Annotated in this window: 16 protein-coding genes; 12 read left to right on the plus strand and 4 right to left on the minus strand. The window is 46.5% G+C overall.

Annotated features, from left to right (window positions below; genetic code table 11):
* The first annotated feature begins 1 nt into the window (after position 1).
* Positions 2-1168 carry a hypothetical protein gene (locus ACQY6I_RS01695; protein WP_428239738.1) on the plus strand — a complete coding sequence of 389 codons (1167 nt, stop codon included), beginning with the start codon at positions 2-4 and terminating at the stop codon, positions 1166-1168.
* A 4-nt stretch (positions 1169-1172) separates the two neighbouring features.
* On the opposite strand, the gene ACQY6I_RS01700 is transcribed toward ACQY6I_RS01695, so the two are convergent.
* On the minus strand, positions 1173-1595 hold the full coding sequence (locus ACQY6I_RS01700) for a hypothetical protein (protein ID WP_428239739.1): 423 nt from the start codon (positions 1593-1595) through the stop codon (positions 1173-1175).
* Positions 1596-1848: 253 nt separating this feature from the next.
* Here ACQY6I_RS01700 and trxB point away from each other — a divergent pair, with 253 nt between their 5' ends.
* The gene (gene trxB, locus ACQY6I_RS01705; RefSeq protein ID WP_428239740.1) at positions 1849-2805 is read left to right on the plus strand and encodes a thioredoxin-disulfide reductase; all 957 of its coding nucleotides are present in this window, start codon (positions 1849-1851) and stop codon (positions 2803-2805) included.
* 43 nt (positions 2806-2848) lie between these two features.
* On the opposite strand, the gene ACQY6I_RS01710 is transcribed toward trxB, so the two are convergent.
* On the minus strand, positions 2849-3721 hold the full coding sequence (locus tag ACQY6I_RS01710) for a TraB/GumN family protein (RefSeq protein ID WP_428239741.1): 873 nt from the start codon (positions 3719-3721) through the stop codon (positions 2849-2851).
* A gap of 4 nt (positions 3722-3725) precedes the next feature.
* Positions 3726-5234 carry a helix-turn-helix domain-containing protein gene (locus ACQY6I_RS01715; RefSeq protein WP_428239742.1) on the minus strand — a complete coding sequence of 503 codons (1509 nt, stop codon included), beginning with the start codon at positions 5232-5234 and terminating at the stop codon, positions 3726-3728.
* 600 nt (positions 5235-5834) lie between these two features.
* Between ACQY6I_RS01715 and aceA the strand changes: the two genes are divergently transcribed.
* From aceA to ACQY6I_RS01730, 3 genes are all read left to right on the plus strand, one after another.
* Positions 5835-7118 carry an isocitrate lyase gene (gene aceA / locus ACQY6I_RS01720; protein ID WP_428239743.1) on the plus strand — a complete coding sequence of 428 codons (1284 nt, stop codon included), beginning with the start codon at positions 5835-5837 and terminating at the stop codon, positions 7116-7118.
* 882 nt (positions 7119-8000) lie between these two features.
* The gene (locus ACQY6I_RS01725; protein ID WP_428239744.1) at positions 8001-8255 is read left to right on the plus strand and encodes a hypothetical protein; all 255 of its coding nucleotides are present in this window, start codon (positions 8001-8003) and stop codon (positions 8253-8255) included.
* Positions 8256-8370: 115 nt separating this feature from the next.
* A complete protein-coding gene (locus tag ACQY6I_RS01730) occupies positions 8371-8988 on the plus strand; it encodes an LON peptidase substrate-binding domain-containing protein (protein ID WP_428239745.1) in 618 nt (205 codons plus the stop codon).
* Positions 8989-8994: 6 nt separating this feature from the next.
* Here the strand turns inward: ACQY6I_RS01730 and ACQY6I_RS01735 are convergent, their stop codons facing one another.
* Positions 8995-10326, minus strand: coding sequence for a bifunctional DedA family/phosphatase PAP2 family protein (locus ACQY6I_RS01735; protein WP_428239746.1), 1332 nt, complete (start codon positions 10324-10326; stop codon positions 8995-8997).
* Positions 10327-10581: 255 nt separating this feature from the next.
* Here ACQY6I_RS01735 and ACQY6I_RS01740 point away from each other — a divergent pair, with 255 nt between their 5' ends.
* Genes ACQY6I_RS01740 through mltB form a run of 7 tightly spaced genes read left to right on the plus strand, consistent with a single transcriptional unit; the run spans position 10582 to position 17358 of the window.
* Positions 10582-11835 carry a glutamate-5-semialdehyde dehydrogenase gene (locus ACQY6I_RS01740; protein WP_428239747.1) on the plus strand — a complete coding sequence of 418 codons (1254 nt, stop codon included), beginning with the start codon at positions 10582-10584 and terminating at the stop codon, positions 11833-11835.
* Positions 11832-12479 carry a nicotinate (nicotinamide) nucleotide adenylyltransferase gene (nadD, locus tag ACQY6I_RS01745; RefSeq protein ID WP_428239748.1) on the plus strand — a complete coding sequence of 216 codons (648 nt, stop codon included), beginning with the start codon at positions 11832-11834 and terminating at the stop codon, positions 12477-12479. Before ACQY6I_RS01740 ends, nadD begins: the two co-directional genes overlap by 4 nt.
* 32 nt (positions 12480-12511) lie before the next feature.
* Positions 12512-12868 carry a ribosome silencing factor gene (rsfS, locus tag ACQY6I_RS01750; RefSeq protein WP_428239749.1) on the plus strand — a complete coding sequence of 119 codons (357 nt, stop codon included), beginning with the start codon at positions 12512-12514 and terminating at the stop codon, positions 12866-12868.
* A complete protein-coding gene (gene rlmH / locus ACQY6I_RS01755; protein ID WP_428239750.1) occupies positions 12865-13332 on the plus strand; it encodes a 23S rRNA (pseudouridine(1915)-N(3))-methyltransferase RlmH in 468 nt (155 codons plus the stop codon). The genes rsfS and rlmH overlap by 4 nt, the downstream gene beginning before the upstream one ends.
* Before the next feature lie 13 nt (positions 13333-13345).
* Entirely contained in the window at positions 13346-15217 is a 1872-nt protein-coding gene (mrdA, locus tag ACQY6I_RS01760; protein WP_428239751.1) for a penicillin-binding protein 2, read from the plus strand.
* A 7-nt stretch (positions 15218-15224) separates the two neighbouring features.
* Complete coding sequence (gene rodA, locus ACQY6I_RS01765) at positions 15225-16358, plus strand: rod shape-determining protein RodA (protein ID WP_428239752.1); 1134 nt, start codon at positions 15225-15227, stop codon at positions 16356-16358.
* A 10-nt stretch (positions 16359-16368) separates the two neighbouring features.
* Positions 16369-17358, plus strand: a complete 990-nt coding sequence (mltB, locus tag ACQY6I_RS01770; protein ID WP_428239753.1) for a lytic murein transglycosylase B — start codon at positions 16369-16371, stop codon at positions 17356-17358.
* Positions 17359-17370 lie beyond the last annotated feature (12 nt).

Below are 17370 nucleotides of genomic sequence, written 5' to 3' on the forward strand. Positions count from 1 at the left end.
TATGTCAGGCCAATACCTTTTGTATTATTTGAGTTCTCACCCGAATGAAACATGGCTCGATAGTTTAAAACAGCATTTTGTGGTAGTGGTCAGGGCTTCGGTGGATTCTTTCCCGGCTACTCGCGACGGCAAAGCCCCAGATCTGATCATCTGTGAATCTGAGAACGTTGACAATACATATGACAATTTGAAAGCCTGCAAACAGCGATTTGATCAGTTGGATGTCATTCTGGTGGCCGATCGATTGGATCTTCATGATCGTTTGAACATGTTTACCCTGGGTTGTGAGGATTGCATAGAGTCAAATCTGCATCCGGAAGAGTTGATTGCCAGGGTACAAAAGCTGGTATTTAACCGGGTTGCAAATCAACAGTTGAAAAGCCAGGTGGAAATGGCCACCGAGGCTGCTTATCAGGCAATGTCCAGCACCAGTGATTTGGGTGTCAACATTCAGTTTTTTCTCGATAGCGCAGATTGCCAGAATTTTGATGAATTGGGTCTTCGTGCATTTCAATCGTTTCAGAGTTATGGGCTTAAATGCAGTCTGCAGTTTCGGGGGCGCTATGAAACGAAAAATATGGAGGCCCATGGTATGGCCAAAGAGATGGAAACTCAGATTCTGTCAGAACTGAAGTCCGCCGGGCGTTACTTTGATTTCGGGTCGCGGTCGGTTATGAACTATAACCAGGTGTCGGTACTGGTTAAAAATATGCCGGTTAATAATCCCGAACGCTATGGCCAGATCAAGGATAATGTTTTTTCTCTATTGCAGGGGATTGATACTCGTATCAAAGCCCTTGATAACCTTAAAACCATACACCGGGAGCAGCAGGTTATTATGCTGTTGGTCGGTAGAATATCCTCGGTCCTCAATGATATCGATAAAAGCTACATGTCTGTTGTTCGCAGTGGGGGGGAAGTTGTGGATGATATGGCAGAGGCCATTCAACGAATGATCAATTATATGGGCTTGAACGAATCCCAAGAGCAACAGCTGGAAAAAGTTGTCGGTGAGGCAATAGAGCGACAGCAACAATTGTTTCGTGAAGGTCTTAAAGTGGATTCGAATTTTTCTGACCTGATTAGTGAGCTCAGCGGATTAATGGAAAGCTCCGGGTCCATGGATTCGGAGCGTATAATTTCGTTGATGCATAAATATGTCGATTGAAAGATCAGTAAAGCTCTAAGACAAGTGCTGCTTTTTCGCAGTAATCCTGTTCATCTACGTCATTTTTATGTTTGCCTTCATCTGAACGCACAAGGGTATAACTGAGACGGGATCCTTTGCAGACAGTCAGTCCAAGTACTTGGTTGGGGGTGGATACGTAGATGTCGAATTCGGCTTCTCCGCGTGTAACTTGTTCAAATACAATTTTTTTCTGGCTGATGGTAAAAACTTTCGCACCTTTTTTACTGGTCATATTAAATGGAGCGTTGTCTGGAGGAATGACAAATTCTGCTTCATCGCGAATCTCAATCGACGTTATGTTGCTGTCTGTTTCAACCGTGAGTGCGTAGATGTTGCTGTTTTCGGCGAGGGCAACGGAAGATATCAAGGTAACATAGATCGGTAATAGAATTTTGTGGGGTGACATGGGTGTTCCTGAGTATCAGTTACGTTTCTTTACTTAAGGGTAGGATAAGATGAAGCAACCTGCAAAAAAACCCATGGTACATTAGGCCGGTTGTTATTTTTTACTGTGAGCTGTTCTCTGGGGCTGCGACAGAACTTGTATACATTGGCTGGTTTATCATTGAAATAAGCAATAAACAGCACAACATATTGGCGCTAATGATACGTAACAAATGCAGAATACCGCAGACTGAATAGATTGGGAGAATTACTAAATGTCGGAAGTGAAGCATACAAAGTTGATTATTCTGGGATCGGGACCTGCCGGATATACCGCTGCGGTATATGCTGCCCGGGCTAACTTGAATCCGGTTCTGATTACTGGAATGCAAATGGGAGGACAGCTGACCACTACCACTGAAGTTGAAAACTGGCCGGGTGGCCCTCATGATTTGCAGGGCCCCAAGCTCATGGAAGATATGAAAGAGCATGCCGAGCGCTTCAATACAGAGATTATTTTTGACCATATTCATACAACTGATCTTAAGCAAAAGCCTTTTAAGTTGATTGGCGATCAGGCGACTTACACCTGTGATGCTCTGATTATCGCAACAGGGGCGAGTGCCCGTTATCTGGGATTGGATAGCGAAGAAGCGTTTAAAGGTAAGGGGGTTTCAGCCTGTGCCACCTGCGATGGTTTCTTCTATCGTAATAAACCCGTTGTGGTGGTGGGTGGGGGCAACACTGCCGTTGAAGAGGCATTGTATCTGGCCAATATCGCGTCCAAAGTTACGGTCATTCATCGCCGCGATGCTTTCCGTTCCGAAAAGATACTGGCAGACAGGTTATTGGAGAAGGCTGAAAACGGCAATGTTGAGATCCTGTGGGACTCGGTATTGGATGAGGTTGTTGGTGATGATATGGGCGTGACCGGCGCAAAAGTCAAGAATGTGAAGAGTGGTGAGATAACCGATGTTGCGGTGGATGGCTGTTTTATTGCTATTGGGCATTCGCCAAACACGGATATATTTACTGACCAGTTGGAGATGAATGGCGGCTACATCAAAGTTAAAAGTGGTTCAGAAGGTAATGCCACTGCCACCAGCGTTCCAGGTGTTTTTGCTGCTGGGGATGTCATGGACCAGGTTTACCGTCAGGCCATTACTTCTGCCGGTAGTGGCTGTATGGCTGCATTGGATGCTGAGAAATATCTTGATGGCCTGGAAAGCTGATTCCGTTGTGCCCTTAGATCAAATAAACCGGGGTTGCCCCGGTTTATTTGAGTTGTTCAATACTAAAACCAGCCTGTTTAAGTAGTTCTGTCAGGCTCCCTTCACCGACAATGTGTCCTGCCCCGACCACAATAAAAATCTGTTTCAGATGTTTAAACTTTCCTGATAATTGTTCCATCCAGTGCTGATTCCGATTGAGCAGCATAATCTCCTCAACCTCAGAAGAGCCTCCAAATGATTGGCTCATCAGTTCCGCCAAGTGATCAGCGTCGCTATCAAGCCATGTTTGTTCGAGTGTGTCCATCTGCATGGGGATATCCTTAAGTTCAAGCAGAGATTCTTTCACATAGGCGGCATTGTCCATGCTATAAACGCTTTGCAGCATTCGGAATTGTTCCATCGCGGTTTCAAATCCATCGATGGGTATGCCGTATTCTCTGGCTTTATTAGAAAAATGCAGGTCCACGCCAGACTGCGGTTGATAACCCAGTTTGATAATCTGGGCCATCGTCAGAGAGGTGACGAAACTCCAGGGCTGCTGGTAGCGAAAAAACTCCAGAGGAATACCATATTCATTGCCCAGGTCAGTAGCCAGTTTAATGGTTTCATCGTCCATCTGGTCATAGATCTCCTGACCTTCTGGTAGTTGTGACATCTGCTTGAAGACCTGTTTGTTGCTGTTATCTGACAGGTTGGCGACTTCCAGAATCAAGACATCGGAATTTTTCAGGGCCTCATAACTCCAGTCTGGTAGAGGATAAAAGTCAGGTCTCGCAACGTGTACTGAACCGCATAGGTATATGACTTGATCATTCTTTTCAGCTTTCCAGAAAATCCCCTGAGCGGATGCTGTGGTGGATAGAAAAGAAAGCCCAAGTAATCCGGCATACCAGCCCATAAGTTTTTTCAGGCCCATCGGATCAGCTCATTTTTTCTTTCAGGAAGGTTTTAAGGTTATCTTCTCTCTGCTGTTGCGAGAGGCGTTCCATCAATATGCGCGGTGGTGCGATCCGGTGTTCGCATTCTGCATCTGTTAAAGGACAGCGCTCACAGGTTTCATTGACCTTCATTTGTGGTACGTCCGGATCGTTCCAGAAAGCTACTTTCGATTGGAAGTTTTTATCTATTTGAAAACCAAGGGTCATGCCGCTGTTCATACCATCCAGCAGACTGAGTGGACGGGCCACTGCGATATTGAAAAACTCTTCTCCCGATGCCATGAAACGAGAGCGTTGAGAGGCAACCAATAAGGCGGGGTTGTCACCACATTTTTGAGCCTCCGCAAGCTGTTTCATCAAACTGATGGCAATCCAGCGTCGACAGTGGTGCTCATTTCCACCTATGCCTCTGGGAACGAAAATAGTGGTTGTATTCAGTTCTTTGGTCAGATGGTATTTCTCATTGTCAACTTCGTTTTGAAGCCGGAGATAATGCAGGCGTTGCATGCCAAAATGATGTGGCAACAATTGACTGATACGGTGCAGAAACATTTCCGGAGTCGCATTGTAACGCCCCATGATTTCGATCAATAAGTCGCTGCTCCAGGCTTCTTGCTGAAAGAATGCCGTCATATCCTGTATTAGTGTTGTTTCCGGTAAAATGACAGCACCGGCAAAGTAGGAGACTTTGAAGTTGTTGTAGACCTGATCAAAAGACTCCACCTTCATCCATGAAGAAGTACTTGGCCTGTCTTTAAGGTCCATGTATCGATAACCGATCTCCCGGGCCAGGATGAACATTCGCTGGGATTCGTTTAGATTGGTATTGATAACTACTTTTTCATTAGGCCCATTGATCCAGATGGAGCGTAGTGATTCCAGACCAGGGCGATGGCTCAGATCTTCATATTCCACCGCTACGCCCATTCTTTGCTGTAGAACTTCTTCAAATACCTGACAATTCAGGCCGGACGCTATTTGTGCTGCATACTCTTTGCGAAATTGAACAGCAGATGCCTCAATTTCTTCAAAATAGTTTTGATGCATTTTCTGATAAGAGCGTAAGGATGCGAGCAGGAAGTGCTCCACCTGCATATCGTAATTACGGCCGATTTCCAGCAGGGTTCTTACAAATGCCCCGGCTTTTGAAGGGGTGTTGGTCACTAAGTCAAATACATCTGTCAGTGTGATGCCAAACTGGTGAAGTGGAAACTCTTGAAAAACTGGGGAATTCAATAGCGCAGAAACTGGATTGTTTTCATCTTCCAGGTGCAAGGAGACAAGATCATCGAAAGATTGCCCAAGTCCTTGTGCAAGCTGAATAATTTTTTCGGGCTTAGGGTATTTTTTGCCTTTTTCGATTTCGCTCAAATAAGAGACCGACATACCAGTTTTTTCGCCAAGCTCTTTCAGAGAAAGGTTCTTTTGTTGGCGGAACTGTTTAACCTTGATCCCAAGGATAAATCGAAGGCTTTCACTATTAATTTCCATCACATCTTCTCTTTGTTATTGAACCGGCAATCTATGTAGCTGCTTTGAAGCGTATAAATTGTGCCCTGGGGCCGGGTTACTTTCTCCGATATCGTTTCTTAGGCTAAACCTTTCAGTTGTATCATCTGGTTCTGACAAGCTCCGGAATGTTTGTTTTGTGTACTACCACGAATTCCCCGGATTTTTTAGAGATTCCAACCTTTTATTGCGCAGCGTTTATTGCAGCCATATTGATTGCCTGTTGACCCAATCGCATCTGCCAATGGGAAATAACCCAATATTCGCCACTGGCGAAACATTGAATATTGTAGGCCTCCGCCAAGTATCTGCCAAGCTCATCTAATTTTGTTACAAGTTCATTTTATTTATACCGTTATCTAAAGCGAGGAGTGGTTTATGGTTTTGCCGGATAAGGGCTAACTGGTTGTTTTTTATAAGCTTGATACCTTTATTTATTTTGTAGCGAAATTACATAAAAAACGAAAAAAAGCTATTAGCGAAATTTCGCTTGACATGAAGTTACGCAAAAAATACCTTGTGCTGACTGGAGCTGAAAGAGTTCCTGGTTAACTTAAGAATGCTTGGGAGCGAGAACTTGTTATGAAAACAGCAGATCAGATCAGGCAAGACTGGGAAACAAACCCACGATGGAAAGGTATTACCCGAAACTACAGCGCTGAGCAGGTGGTTAACTTGCGCGGTAGTGTCCAGGTGGCGCATACACTGGCGGAGTTGGGAGCTAATAAATTATGGAATTATGTCAATAACGAAGACTATGTGAATGCCTTGGGGGCATTGACCGGCAATCAGGCAATGCAGCAGGTTAGAGCGGGTCTTAAAGCTATATATTTGTCCGGTTGGCAGGTAGCGGCCGATGCAAATCTGGCGGGTCAGATGTATCCGGATCAGTCGCTCTACCCGGCCAACTCGGTTCCTATGGTAGTAAAGCGGATTAATCAAACCCTGCAGAGAGCTGACCAAATTCACACGGCAGAGGGTGACGACAGTATCGATTGGTTCCAACCCATTGTTGCGGATGCAGAAGCAGGGTTTGGAGGTCCATTGAATGCGTTCGAGCTGATGAAGGCCATGATTGAGGCCGGTGCCGCGGGTGTGCATTTTGAAGATCAGCTGGCATCTGAGAAAAAGTGTGGCCACCTGGGTGGTAAGGTGTTGATACCCACGAGTCATTTTCTACGAAATCTGACTTCGGCACGTTTGGCATCTGATGTGATGGATGTCCCGACAGTAGTGATTGCCCGTACTGATGCTGAAGCGGCTACCTTGATTACCAGTGATGTCGATGAAGTGGACCGTCCGTTCATCACGGGTGAGAGAACGCCAGAAGGCTTCTTTTGTATCCGTAACGGCATCGATACTGCCATTGCCAGAGCGAAATCATATGCTCCTTATGCAGATTTGGTTTGGTGTGAAACCTCTACACCTGACTTGCAACAGGCTAAAAAATTTGCCGAAAGTGTCAGAAAAGATTACCCGGATCAGTTACTGGCCTATAACTGTTCGCCTTCGTTTAACTGGAAAGCCAAGCTGGATGACGACACTATTGCCAAGTTTCAGCGTGAGTTGGGGGCAATGGGATACAAGTTCCAGTTCATCACACTGGCAGGGTTTCACAGCCTGAATTATGGCATGTTTAATCTGGCGAAAGGCTACAAAGAGAGCGGTATGAGTGCTTATTCGAAGCTTCAGGAATCTGAGTTTGCGGCCGCAACAGATGGGTTTACTGCCACCAGGCATCAGCGCGAAGTGGGTACGGGATACTTTGATGCTGTGAGCCAAGCTGTTTCGGGAGGAAAGAGTTCAACGACCGCTTTAACAGGTTCCACCGAGGAAGCACAATTCAAGACCGCAGAACATGTTTGATAGATGATTTGGTTGGACGCATTCAACCCAGCTTGCGCCGGGTTGAATGCAGTGAGACTCGCCAGCGGAAGATCTGCAGGTATTTGGTCAGCAACCCTCTTCAACCATGCTCTCGACAAACTTGTCGATGATTTTTGTCTTTCATGTTTCTGCAGTAAAAACAAACCACTTATCTAAGGAACCTCTGAAAAATGGCCTATTTTCGTGCAGGACGCTGTCAGCCCCAGTCTCACATCCTCATTTACACTCGTAAATTGCGGTGTTGCCAGTGGTGCTTCCTCACCTGCATTTTTCAGAAGTCCCCTAACTTTTTTTGAGCGATGAATATCAATAATTCATGCTGTACCAATGCAGTGTTATGTGACTGCGTGAGAGAGCATTCGATTTGGCTTTGTTAGCTGATTTTGGCTGACAATACTCGTTCTCTCTGTGTGATATTAATTCATTGGTACGAGTTGATACTTATTCATTGTATTCCACGCCGGAAACAGATGGTTAGGCCGCTGTGGGCGTCGCATTACAGTTGGAACAAGTAATAAATTCCTGCTACCAACGGAATCTCACTGATCAAGAAAATCAGAAGCAGTAATGGCGCCATTTTTTCCAGTGAATGATCATGCACTTCAGTAGACATTGCGATGCTCCTTTAATTTCAAAATTAGAGTTATCTAATGCATGAAATCTTGGCGTAACTGAGCAATTCGGGTGATGATTTATGTCAACTTTAGCTGTAGATAATATACCTAGACTTTAGTCGATATCCCTTTGATTCCAGTCCTCTAGCGGTTAAGGGGAGCCAGGACAAACATTTCGTAACAGGCAAAGTTAAAAGGCCTGGTCTATGGTTTTGTTGTGGGATCGCATCTTAGAGGGGATGATGATATGTACAGACTGATGGTGTGTTTTTTTGCCATATATCAATTTACCCGTATCCGCTGTCATGGTGACGGGTTGACAGAAGAGCAGCGGGAAAGAAAGCAAGTATTGTTGAAGCAGAAAATCGAGATTCTTAAAACTTTGTGGATTATTACCGGCTTGTTTATGCTGCTCAATCCTCTGCCGGCTATTATGATTACAACGTTGTTGTTTATGACCTTTTTGTCTTTTTCACTATTGGATGAAACATCTGATCAGTAGCTGGGGGCTGTAAGGAGTCGTTGCAGATAACACGGCTCAGTCAATTTCCGGATTTGATGAACGGTTACGGAATTGAGACACTCACTTTTTTGGTCGCAGTGATCCACGATCCATTATGTCGAAGCAGAATATTCCATTATTTCCATTGCACACCCCTTTGCTGCCAGGCTGTGTATTGCCTCTGCAGATATTTGAGCCCCGGTACCTCGATATGGTTTCCCAGTGTATGCGCACAGGCAGCGGTTTTGTTGTGGTATTGTTGAATGAAGGTCAGGAAGTACAGGAGCCATCCGGTCAGAGCAAGGTTGGTGGGGTGCCGTTTTTTGGTACCGGAACTCTGGCCACGATCAGTGATTTCGGACAAATGAAAAACGGATTGCTGGCCATTACCGCTTTGGGACAGGAGCGGGTGGAAATCAGCCATGCTGAACAACTTAAAAGTGGTTTGTGGTGTGGCGACATTACGGTTCTCGAGCAGCGTGGAGCACCATCAGATGAGGATTTTGATGCCTTGTGCGATTTGCTTGGTAAGCTGCTTGCCCATGAGTTGATGGCCAATATAAGAGACATGGTGGAACTCAGTTCAGCGGAGCTGGTGATGAACTATTTGATCATGTTAATGCCCATGCCCAAGCAGCAAAAACAGGCTCTACTGGAAACCGATCACCTGGGGTTGCGCTGGGATGGTTTGCGTGAGTGTATCTCTCTGCTGGAGCAAAAAGTAAATGGTTAATCGCCATTAGGTCTGGCTGTAGGCATAACAGGTTAGGGTGATTAACTGCCAGTATAAAAACAGCTGCATAAAGCGGTTGATGCGCAATGGTGTCAGGCGAAAAAAAGCGTAAGCTACTCTCACCAGTGTGACAACCATGCTACCTAATAAAACCCCTGCTATCACATCACTGACCCAATGTACACGTAACCATAAACGTGAGTAGGCGATCAGGAATATCATGGCGATTGAGGCTGCATAAATAATCCAGCGGCGTTGGAATCTGATGTTCTCATTCAGGAATGCCGCCGTCAGGCCCCAATAGATAGTCGCAGCAGTCGCATGACCAGAAGGAAATGCAAAATCACTCATATGCACCAGGGCTGTCACCGGGCGGGCAACGTGAAATAATTCCTTCAGAAAGAATACGGTTATGGGCGCAATAATCAGAGCCAGTAATATGATAATACCTGCTCGACGACTGTGATGTATGGCCAGACCGCCGGTCCACATGACACCCAGAATAAAGACTATAAAGAAGTCTCCCATGTGAGTAATGAATAATGTCGGGGGCAATGTCCAGGCAGCATACATTTGTTTCAATCCCGACATAAACGGAAGATCCAGTTTTAATGGGATGTTCAGGCACAGCCACATCAGGCCCGCGCTGCTGAGTATTAACAAGAGTAATGACGCAAACGGTAACTCGTCCACACCCAGTTTATGGCGCCAGTGATTTACTTTCTGTTGGTGATGCTGGATCCAGTAATTCCCTAAACTAAACAGTGCGATAGATGTTGCCGCAATAAAAGACAAGATTACTGCCGGAGGCCACTGGTGCCAGTCCGACATAAGGTAATCTGCGGTCAGTCCGGCCATGTAACCGGGAACAATATAAATAGGAGCCCATGCGAGCACAGTAATCAGGTCCAGAGTAACAAATCTGCGTGGTGGCATCGAAAGCGTGCCTGCAATGAAGGCCACAAACGGACGGATCGGACCGATGAAACGTCCTGCGATGACACTATAAGTTCCCCACTTGTCGATAAAACGTTCGGCCAATGACAGAACGCCGTTATATCTTCGGACAATTGGCCAATGATGTAGCCGGTTGCGCAGTAGGTATCCAAGATAGAAACTTAAAATATTCGCCAAGCTGGACGCTGCCCCGGCAACCAGGACTAATGGCAGCAGCCCGGAAATTCCCATGCTGGCAATCAGTGCGGAGGCGGCGAACAAGACCACGACACCTGGCACCAGAGCACCGATGAATGCGAAAGACTCGATAAAGGTAATGGTGAAAATCGCGTAGAGAGCAAATTCGGGATTGGTGCGTATCCAAGCTGTTACAAAATCCATACTTGACCTGAAACTCATAAAGTAAGCTTTGGCATTTTACTGGAGTGTCAAGATGGATACGAGTGGGTATAATCACGGGTCATATGACATTTGATTGTCGTTGGTTTGGTCCGGCCTGAAAAATAGCCGAGTTAAGTGAGGTGCAGAGGCCCATTGTTTAAAGCCCGGTTGCTTTAGCTAAAGTGGGATAGCGCGAAGTTTTATGACTAAATCAAATCTCTCAGACAACTGACGGTTTACCAAAGAGCTGAACTCATGAGTATCGCCGAATACATGAAAAACGTCGGGCAGCAGGCCCGGATTGCCTCGGCTGTAGTGGCCCGTGCAACAACGCTGAAAAAAAATAATGCCCTTCTGTATACCGCAGAATTACTGGACCAGAATCGCATTTCACTGACCCGTGAAAACAGTCGGGATCTGGAGCGAGGTCAGGCCAATGGGTTAACAGATGCCATGTTGGATCGATTGACTCTGACCCCCAAACGTATTGATAGCATGATTGAAGGGCTGCATCAGGTAGCCGCTCTAGCTGATCCGATTGGCACCATTTCCGGTATGAGTTATCGGCCTTCAGGTATTCAGGTGGGTAAAATGACCGTTCCGCTTGGAGTTATCGGCATTATTTATGAATCCCGTCCTAATGTAACTATTGAGGCGGCCAGTCTGTGTCTGAAATCCGGGAATGCCACTATTTTACGTGGAGGCAGCGAAGCAATTCATTCTAATCAGGCATTGGCATCTTATATTCGCCAGGGGCTGATAAAAGCGGAATTGTCTGAGCATGTTGTCCAGGTGGTTGAAACGACAGACCGGGAAGCCGTCGGGCATCTTATTACTATGCCAGAATATGTGGATGTCATTGTGCCTCGGGGTGGTAAAGGTCTGATTGAGCGCATCAGCCGTGACGCACGGGTACCGGTCATCAAACACCTGGATGGTATTTGTCATACTTATATCGATGCAGCCGCAGACATGGATAAGGCCATCCGAATTGCCATCAATGCCAAGACCCAGCGCTATGGTGTTTGTAACACCATGGAAACATTATTAGTTCACCAGGCGGTTGCTCAGACGATGTTACCGGAGCTGGCCGATAAATACGCACAATTTAACGTTGAACTGCGTGGTTGTGACACAGCTGTTGCAATGATTCAGTGTAAGGCCGCTGTGGAAGAGGACTGGTCAACCGAATATCTCGCACCTATTCTGTCTGTTCGGGTTGTCGAAGACATGGAACAAGCCATTGAGCATATTAACTATTATGGTTCGCACCATACTGATGTCATTGTGACTGAAAATTATACCCTGGCGCGAGAATTTCTGGCTGCAGTGGATTCATCGTCAGTCATGGTCAATGCATCAAGTCGCTTTGCAGATGGTTTTGAGTATGGGTTAGGCGCAGAGATCGGTATCTCCACAGATAAGATTCATGCACGGGGGCCGGTCGGGCTTGAGGGTTTGACTTCGCAGAAATTTATCGTTTTCGGTGATGGACATATACGTCAGTGATAGCAGTATTTGGTGGGACATTTGATCCTTTTCATTTTGGTCATTTAAAGCTTATCCGGCATTGTATGAAATACCTGCAGCCGGATGAGTTACGTTTGTTACCCTGTTATCAGTCCGTGCATAAATCAGCGGCTCATGGCCCGGTGGAGCATCGCCTGGCAATTCTGCAACTGGCTATTTCTGAGTTGCCGGCACACTGGGCGCAAAAGTGTGTGATTGATGAGCGGGAAATCAAATCCAGTCAGCCTATTTATACTTATGAGTCAATGCTGAGCATGCGTGCAGAAATCGGCGATGACAAAAGTCTGGTGTTTGTAATGGGCGCAGACTCATTGCAGGGCTTTCATAATTGGGGGAACTGGCGGGAAATTCTTGATCTCGTGCATCTGGCGGTCTTTGCCCGTCCCAGATATTCTCTTGAACAGCTGTCTCCATTTTTACAAAATCAATTGCTGCATCGGCAGACTTTTTCTGTGTCCGAGCTGAGTCAGAAACCGGCCGGGTCGATTTGGGTGGATGATACTTTGGCGGCGGATGTATCCAGCACAGAGCTTCGGACTCAAAGCGGGCCCAGAAAGGAATGGTTGTCGGATAAAATCAGGGCATACATTGATGCCCATCACCTCTATAATGATTCAAAGTAAGTTAGCGAATCAATCCTGAATAAAGGTAATGAATGTCTTCTCAAAAAGCTCTTAAAGAAGTGGTGCTTGAAGCACTGGATGATATCAAGGCGCAGGATGTTGTTGCCCTGGATGTTGCGGATAAAACCAGTATCACTGACCTGATGGTTATTGCTTCAGGGACTTCCAGTCGTCATTTGCAGGCGATTGTCGATAATGTCTCCGAAGACGCCAAGGCCCACGGTTATATGACCATTGGGCGTGAGGGCGATCCTGGTTCTGAGTGGGTGCTCATCGATTTTGGTGATCTGGTTCTGCACGTTATGTTACCGGCGACCCGGGCATATTATGATCTCGAACGTTTGTGGGAAGGACCGGCGGCAGTCAATCGTAATTCTTCACCCGAATGAAGATTCGTTGCCTGGCGATAGGCACCCGGATGCCTGCTTGGGTTTATCAGGGAGTGGAAGAATACACCAAGCGGTTACCCAGAGATTTTTCACTGGAATTCGTTGAGTTGCCTCTGGGTTATCGTGGTAAAAATACTGATAAAAAAACAGCGATGGCGGCTGAGGCGAAGTCCATCAGGGATGCATTGCAAACGTCAGATAAAATTATTGCTCTGGATGTAAAAGGTCGTTCCTGGTCGACAGAAAAACTTGCCCAGCAGGCTGAACAATGGCGTCAGGATGGGCACAATCTGGCTATTTTGGTTGGCGGGCCCGACGGACTCGACTCGGAACTTTTACAACAAGCTCAATTGCGTTGGTCGTTGTCAGAGCTTACCCTCCCACATCCGATGGTGCGATTAATTCTTGCTGAGCAGTTGTACCGTGCCTGGACTATTTTAATGAACCATCCTTACCATAAATGAGCCGTTGTAGCCCATGGATGCAATAAACATCCAAGACCGTTCTGGTGAAAAAAACCTCGTACTACGAAGAGCGGTTGTTGCTGTTTTTCTGGTATTTCTGATGTGTGCCGCATTGTTGTGGCGGATGTTTTTTTTGCAGGTCGTTGAGCATGATATCTATGTGACCAAGTCTACAGCCAATCGTGTTCAGGTACAGCCGATTGCTCCTACTCGTGGTCTCATTTATGACCGCAATGGTCACCTTTTGGCTGAAAACCTGCCGAGCCATCGTTTGTCGTTGGTGCTTGAGCGAATCGATGATCTCGACGCAACTCTGGCAGAGCTTAGAAAATATGTCTCTATCAGTGATCGTGAAGAGGAGCGCTTTCGTGAGCGGGCTCAGCGCTATCGTCGTCCCTATGAACCCATTGAGCTGAAAGACAGTCTGACTGAAGATGAAATTGCCCGGATAGCCGTTAATAATTATTTTCTCAAGGGGGTGGAGGTCGATGCCAATCTTATTCGGCGTTATCCCTATGGTTCTACGTTTTCTCATGTATTGGGTTATGTCGGTAAGATCAATGAGGCTGAATTAAAAGCTCTGGATCCAGGGTTATATGCGGGGACCAACCAGATTGGCAAGGTTGGGGTCGAAAAAACCTATGAGCTGGACCTTCTCGGTACACCGGGTTATCGAACCGTAGAGATCAATGCCCGGGGCAGAATCCTGCGTACCCTGGATAAAGTGGCGCCAGTCCCCGGCGCTGATCTCAAACTATATCTGGACCTGGGGCTGCAGCAAAAAGCAGAACAGTTACTAGAAGGGCAGCGCGGGGCTATCGTTGCTATGGATCCCAAGACCGGCGGTATTTTGGCCATGGCATCTTCTCCGAGTTTTGATCCGAATCTGTTTGTTACCGGCATCAGTTCTGAGGTTTATTCAAAACTTCGTAATTCCCGTGACGTACCGTTTCTCAATCGTACCACCCGTGGTTTGTATCCACCGGCGTCCACCATCAAGCCGTTTCTTGGGTTGGGAGCATTGAAATATAACGTGGTGACCTGGAATACCAAGATATGGAATCCAGGTTACTGGGATTTGCCAACGGATCTGGCTTCTGGGCGTACCCGCTGGCGTGACTGGACCTGGCGCTACGGCAAAAAGCCGGAATGGATTGATCTGAATAAGGCTATTGTGCAGTCGGTGGATACCTACTTTTATGAAGTGGCTTACAACATGAAGCTGGAGGCGATGCATGACACGCTGGCTTCATTTGGTTTTGGCGCGGATACCACTCTTGATGTGTATAACGTTGCTGGTGGGATCAATCCGACCCGGAAATGGAAAAAAGAACGTCAGGGTTTTTCCTGGTTTGCCGGTGACTCTGTCAATATGGGGATTGGGCAAGGGTATCTGCTTGCATCTCCACTTCAAGTGACAGCGGCTTTGACTGCTATTGTTAATGATGGCCAGTGGAAAACCCCTCGGTTGGAAATGTCCTCCAGTCGGGATTTGCAATCTGTCGACGCAGCTGTTGTTCCACCACCTCTGGATTTGCCAAAAGAAGATTTCGAGAAGATGAAAAAGGCTCTCGAGGAAGTCATGCATGGCCGGACAGGTACTGGCCGTAGTACCGGCTGGAATGCACCTTTCAAAATGGCCGGTAAAACCGGTACTGCGCAGGTATATACATATGCCGAAGACGAACTCTATGATTCAGATGAGGTGCGCGAGCGTCTGCGGGATCATGCATGGTTTACAGGTTTTGCACCGTTTGAGGATCCACAGATTGTAGTCACAGTACTGGTCGAGAACGGTGAGCACAGTAGTGCGATGGCAAGAATGGCCAGAGCAATGTTTGAATATTGGTTGTTACCTTCAACCCAAGCCGCTGCGAAGGAATAAAAATATTATGGCTTTCCAGGAATATGTCCGTTCACTGCCAGAGCTTGATTTGCGCGGCGGACCATCCTTGTCTTATCGATTGCATATAGACGTACCGTTGCTATTGATGTTGTTAATGGTCTGTCTGGGTGGGCTGGTGGTGCTGTACTCTGCTTCTGGCGGCAGTGCTGTGATGGTTGAAAAACAGGCTATGAGATTTGGGCTGGCGTATATCATTATGATTGTCATTGCCCAGATGGATCCCAGAGTCTATGCCCGCTGGGGATTGGGCGTATATGTTGTGGGGAATGCGCTGCTGGTGGCTGTTTTGGTGATGGGCAAGTCCGGTAAGGGGGCTCAGCGTTGGCTGGACTTACCAGGTTTGCCGGCATTTCAGCCGTCAGAAATAATGAAGCTGGCAGTTCCTATTGTGTTGGCTTGGTACTTAAGCCGAAACCCGTTACCGCCGAAGCTCAAACATTTATTTTTGGGCGGAGTGGGGTTACTCATACCTACGGCATTGATCGTTCAACAACCCGATCTTGGTACATCATTGCTGATTATGATCTCCGGGATATTTGTTATATACCTTTCCGGGATTAGCTGGAAGTTGATTGCCAGCTTTGTTTCCATGGCACTGGCTATGGGACCGGTGATGTGGTTTTTCGTCATGCGGGAATATCAGAAGCAGCGCGTACTGACTTTTTTAAATCCAGAGTCTGATCCTTTGGGAGCTGGCTGGAATATTATTCAATCCAAGACGGCTATTGGTTCCGGAGGGATAGAAGGTAAAGGGTTCATGTTGGGTACTCAGTCGCAGCTGGATTTTTTACCCGAAAGCCATACCGACTTCATTATCGCAGTATTGGGTGAAGAGTTTGGTTATATCGGAGTGATGCTGCTGACCACTCTGTATCTGGCAATCACTATCCGTGGCATGATTATTACAGTCAGGGCCAGAGACAGCTTTGGGCGTCTATTGGCCGGGAGTATTACGCTGACATTTTTTATCTATGTATTTGTGAATATCGGAATGGTCAGTGGTATTTTGCCAGTTGTTGGTGTGCCATTACCGTTGATCAGCTATGGAGGGACCTCTATTGTGACCTTGATGACCGGGTTTGGCATTCTTATGTCCATTAGTACTCATCAAAAACTATAAAAAATAATTCATGACTAAAATCCTGTATCTATTGTGTTGGTGTTGTCTGTCATTTTTGTCTGCTCAAACTTTGGCTGAGTCATTTGCCGATAATCCAGCTGTTAAGACTTTTATGGCTAAATTGGTGGCTGAGGATAATTTCAGTCAGCAGCAGCTGGATGAGTGGTTTGGCCAGGCACGTTATCAGGACAGTATTATCGAAGCCTTTAATCGTCCCAAGGAAGCAACTTCCAGTTATAAAAGCTATAAGCCAATGTTTGTGTCTGCTGAGACTATGACGCGTGGAAAAGTGTTTGCAGAAAAATATCGGGTGGCACTGACCAGGGCTGAATATGTTTATGGTGTCCCGGCGGAGGTGATCCTGGCTGTGATTGCAATAGAGTCTCGGTTTGGTCGTACCATGGGTGGTTATAGAGTGTTTGATGCTTTGGCAACAACCGGATTTTACTATCCGCGCAGAGCAAGTTACTTTCAGCGAGAATTGCGAGAGTTTTTACTGATCAGTCGGGACCAAAAAATAGATCCGTTTTCGGTCAAAGGTTCTTATGCCGGTGCTATGGGATACCCGCAATTTATGCCCTCAAGTTTCAGAGCTTATGCGGTCGATTTTGATTTTGACGATCACATTGATATCTGGAATAACCCGGTGGATGCGATTGGCAGCATAGCTAATTACTTCAAGGTGCATGGATGGACCAAGGATGCGCTGGTGGCAGTTAAGGCCAGTGTCAGTGGAGATCAATATGAATCCTTGATTCCTGATTCCATGAAACTCGGACCGACAGTTGAAAATGCCATGAACAGTGGTTGGAAACTGGAGCAGGATATTCCTGATAAACAACAACAAACCATTCCCTTTAAAGTAGAGACAGAGGCTGGTATGGAATATTGGCTGGGGTTGAAGAATTTTTATGTCATTACCCGTTATAACCATAGCCGGTTGTACGCTTTGACGGTACATCATCTCGGGCTTGAATTTCAGTCACTTTTTGGGCAATGAGAAGGAGATCGA

The sequence above is a fragment of the Gynuella sp. genome, from assembly GCF_050297175.1.
Lineage (GTDB): Bacteria > Pseudomonadota > Gammaproteobacteria > Pseudomonadales > Natronospirillaceae > Gynuella.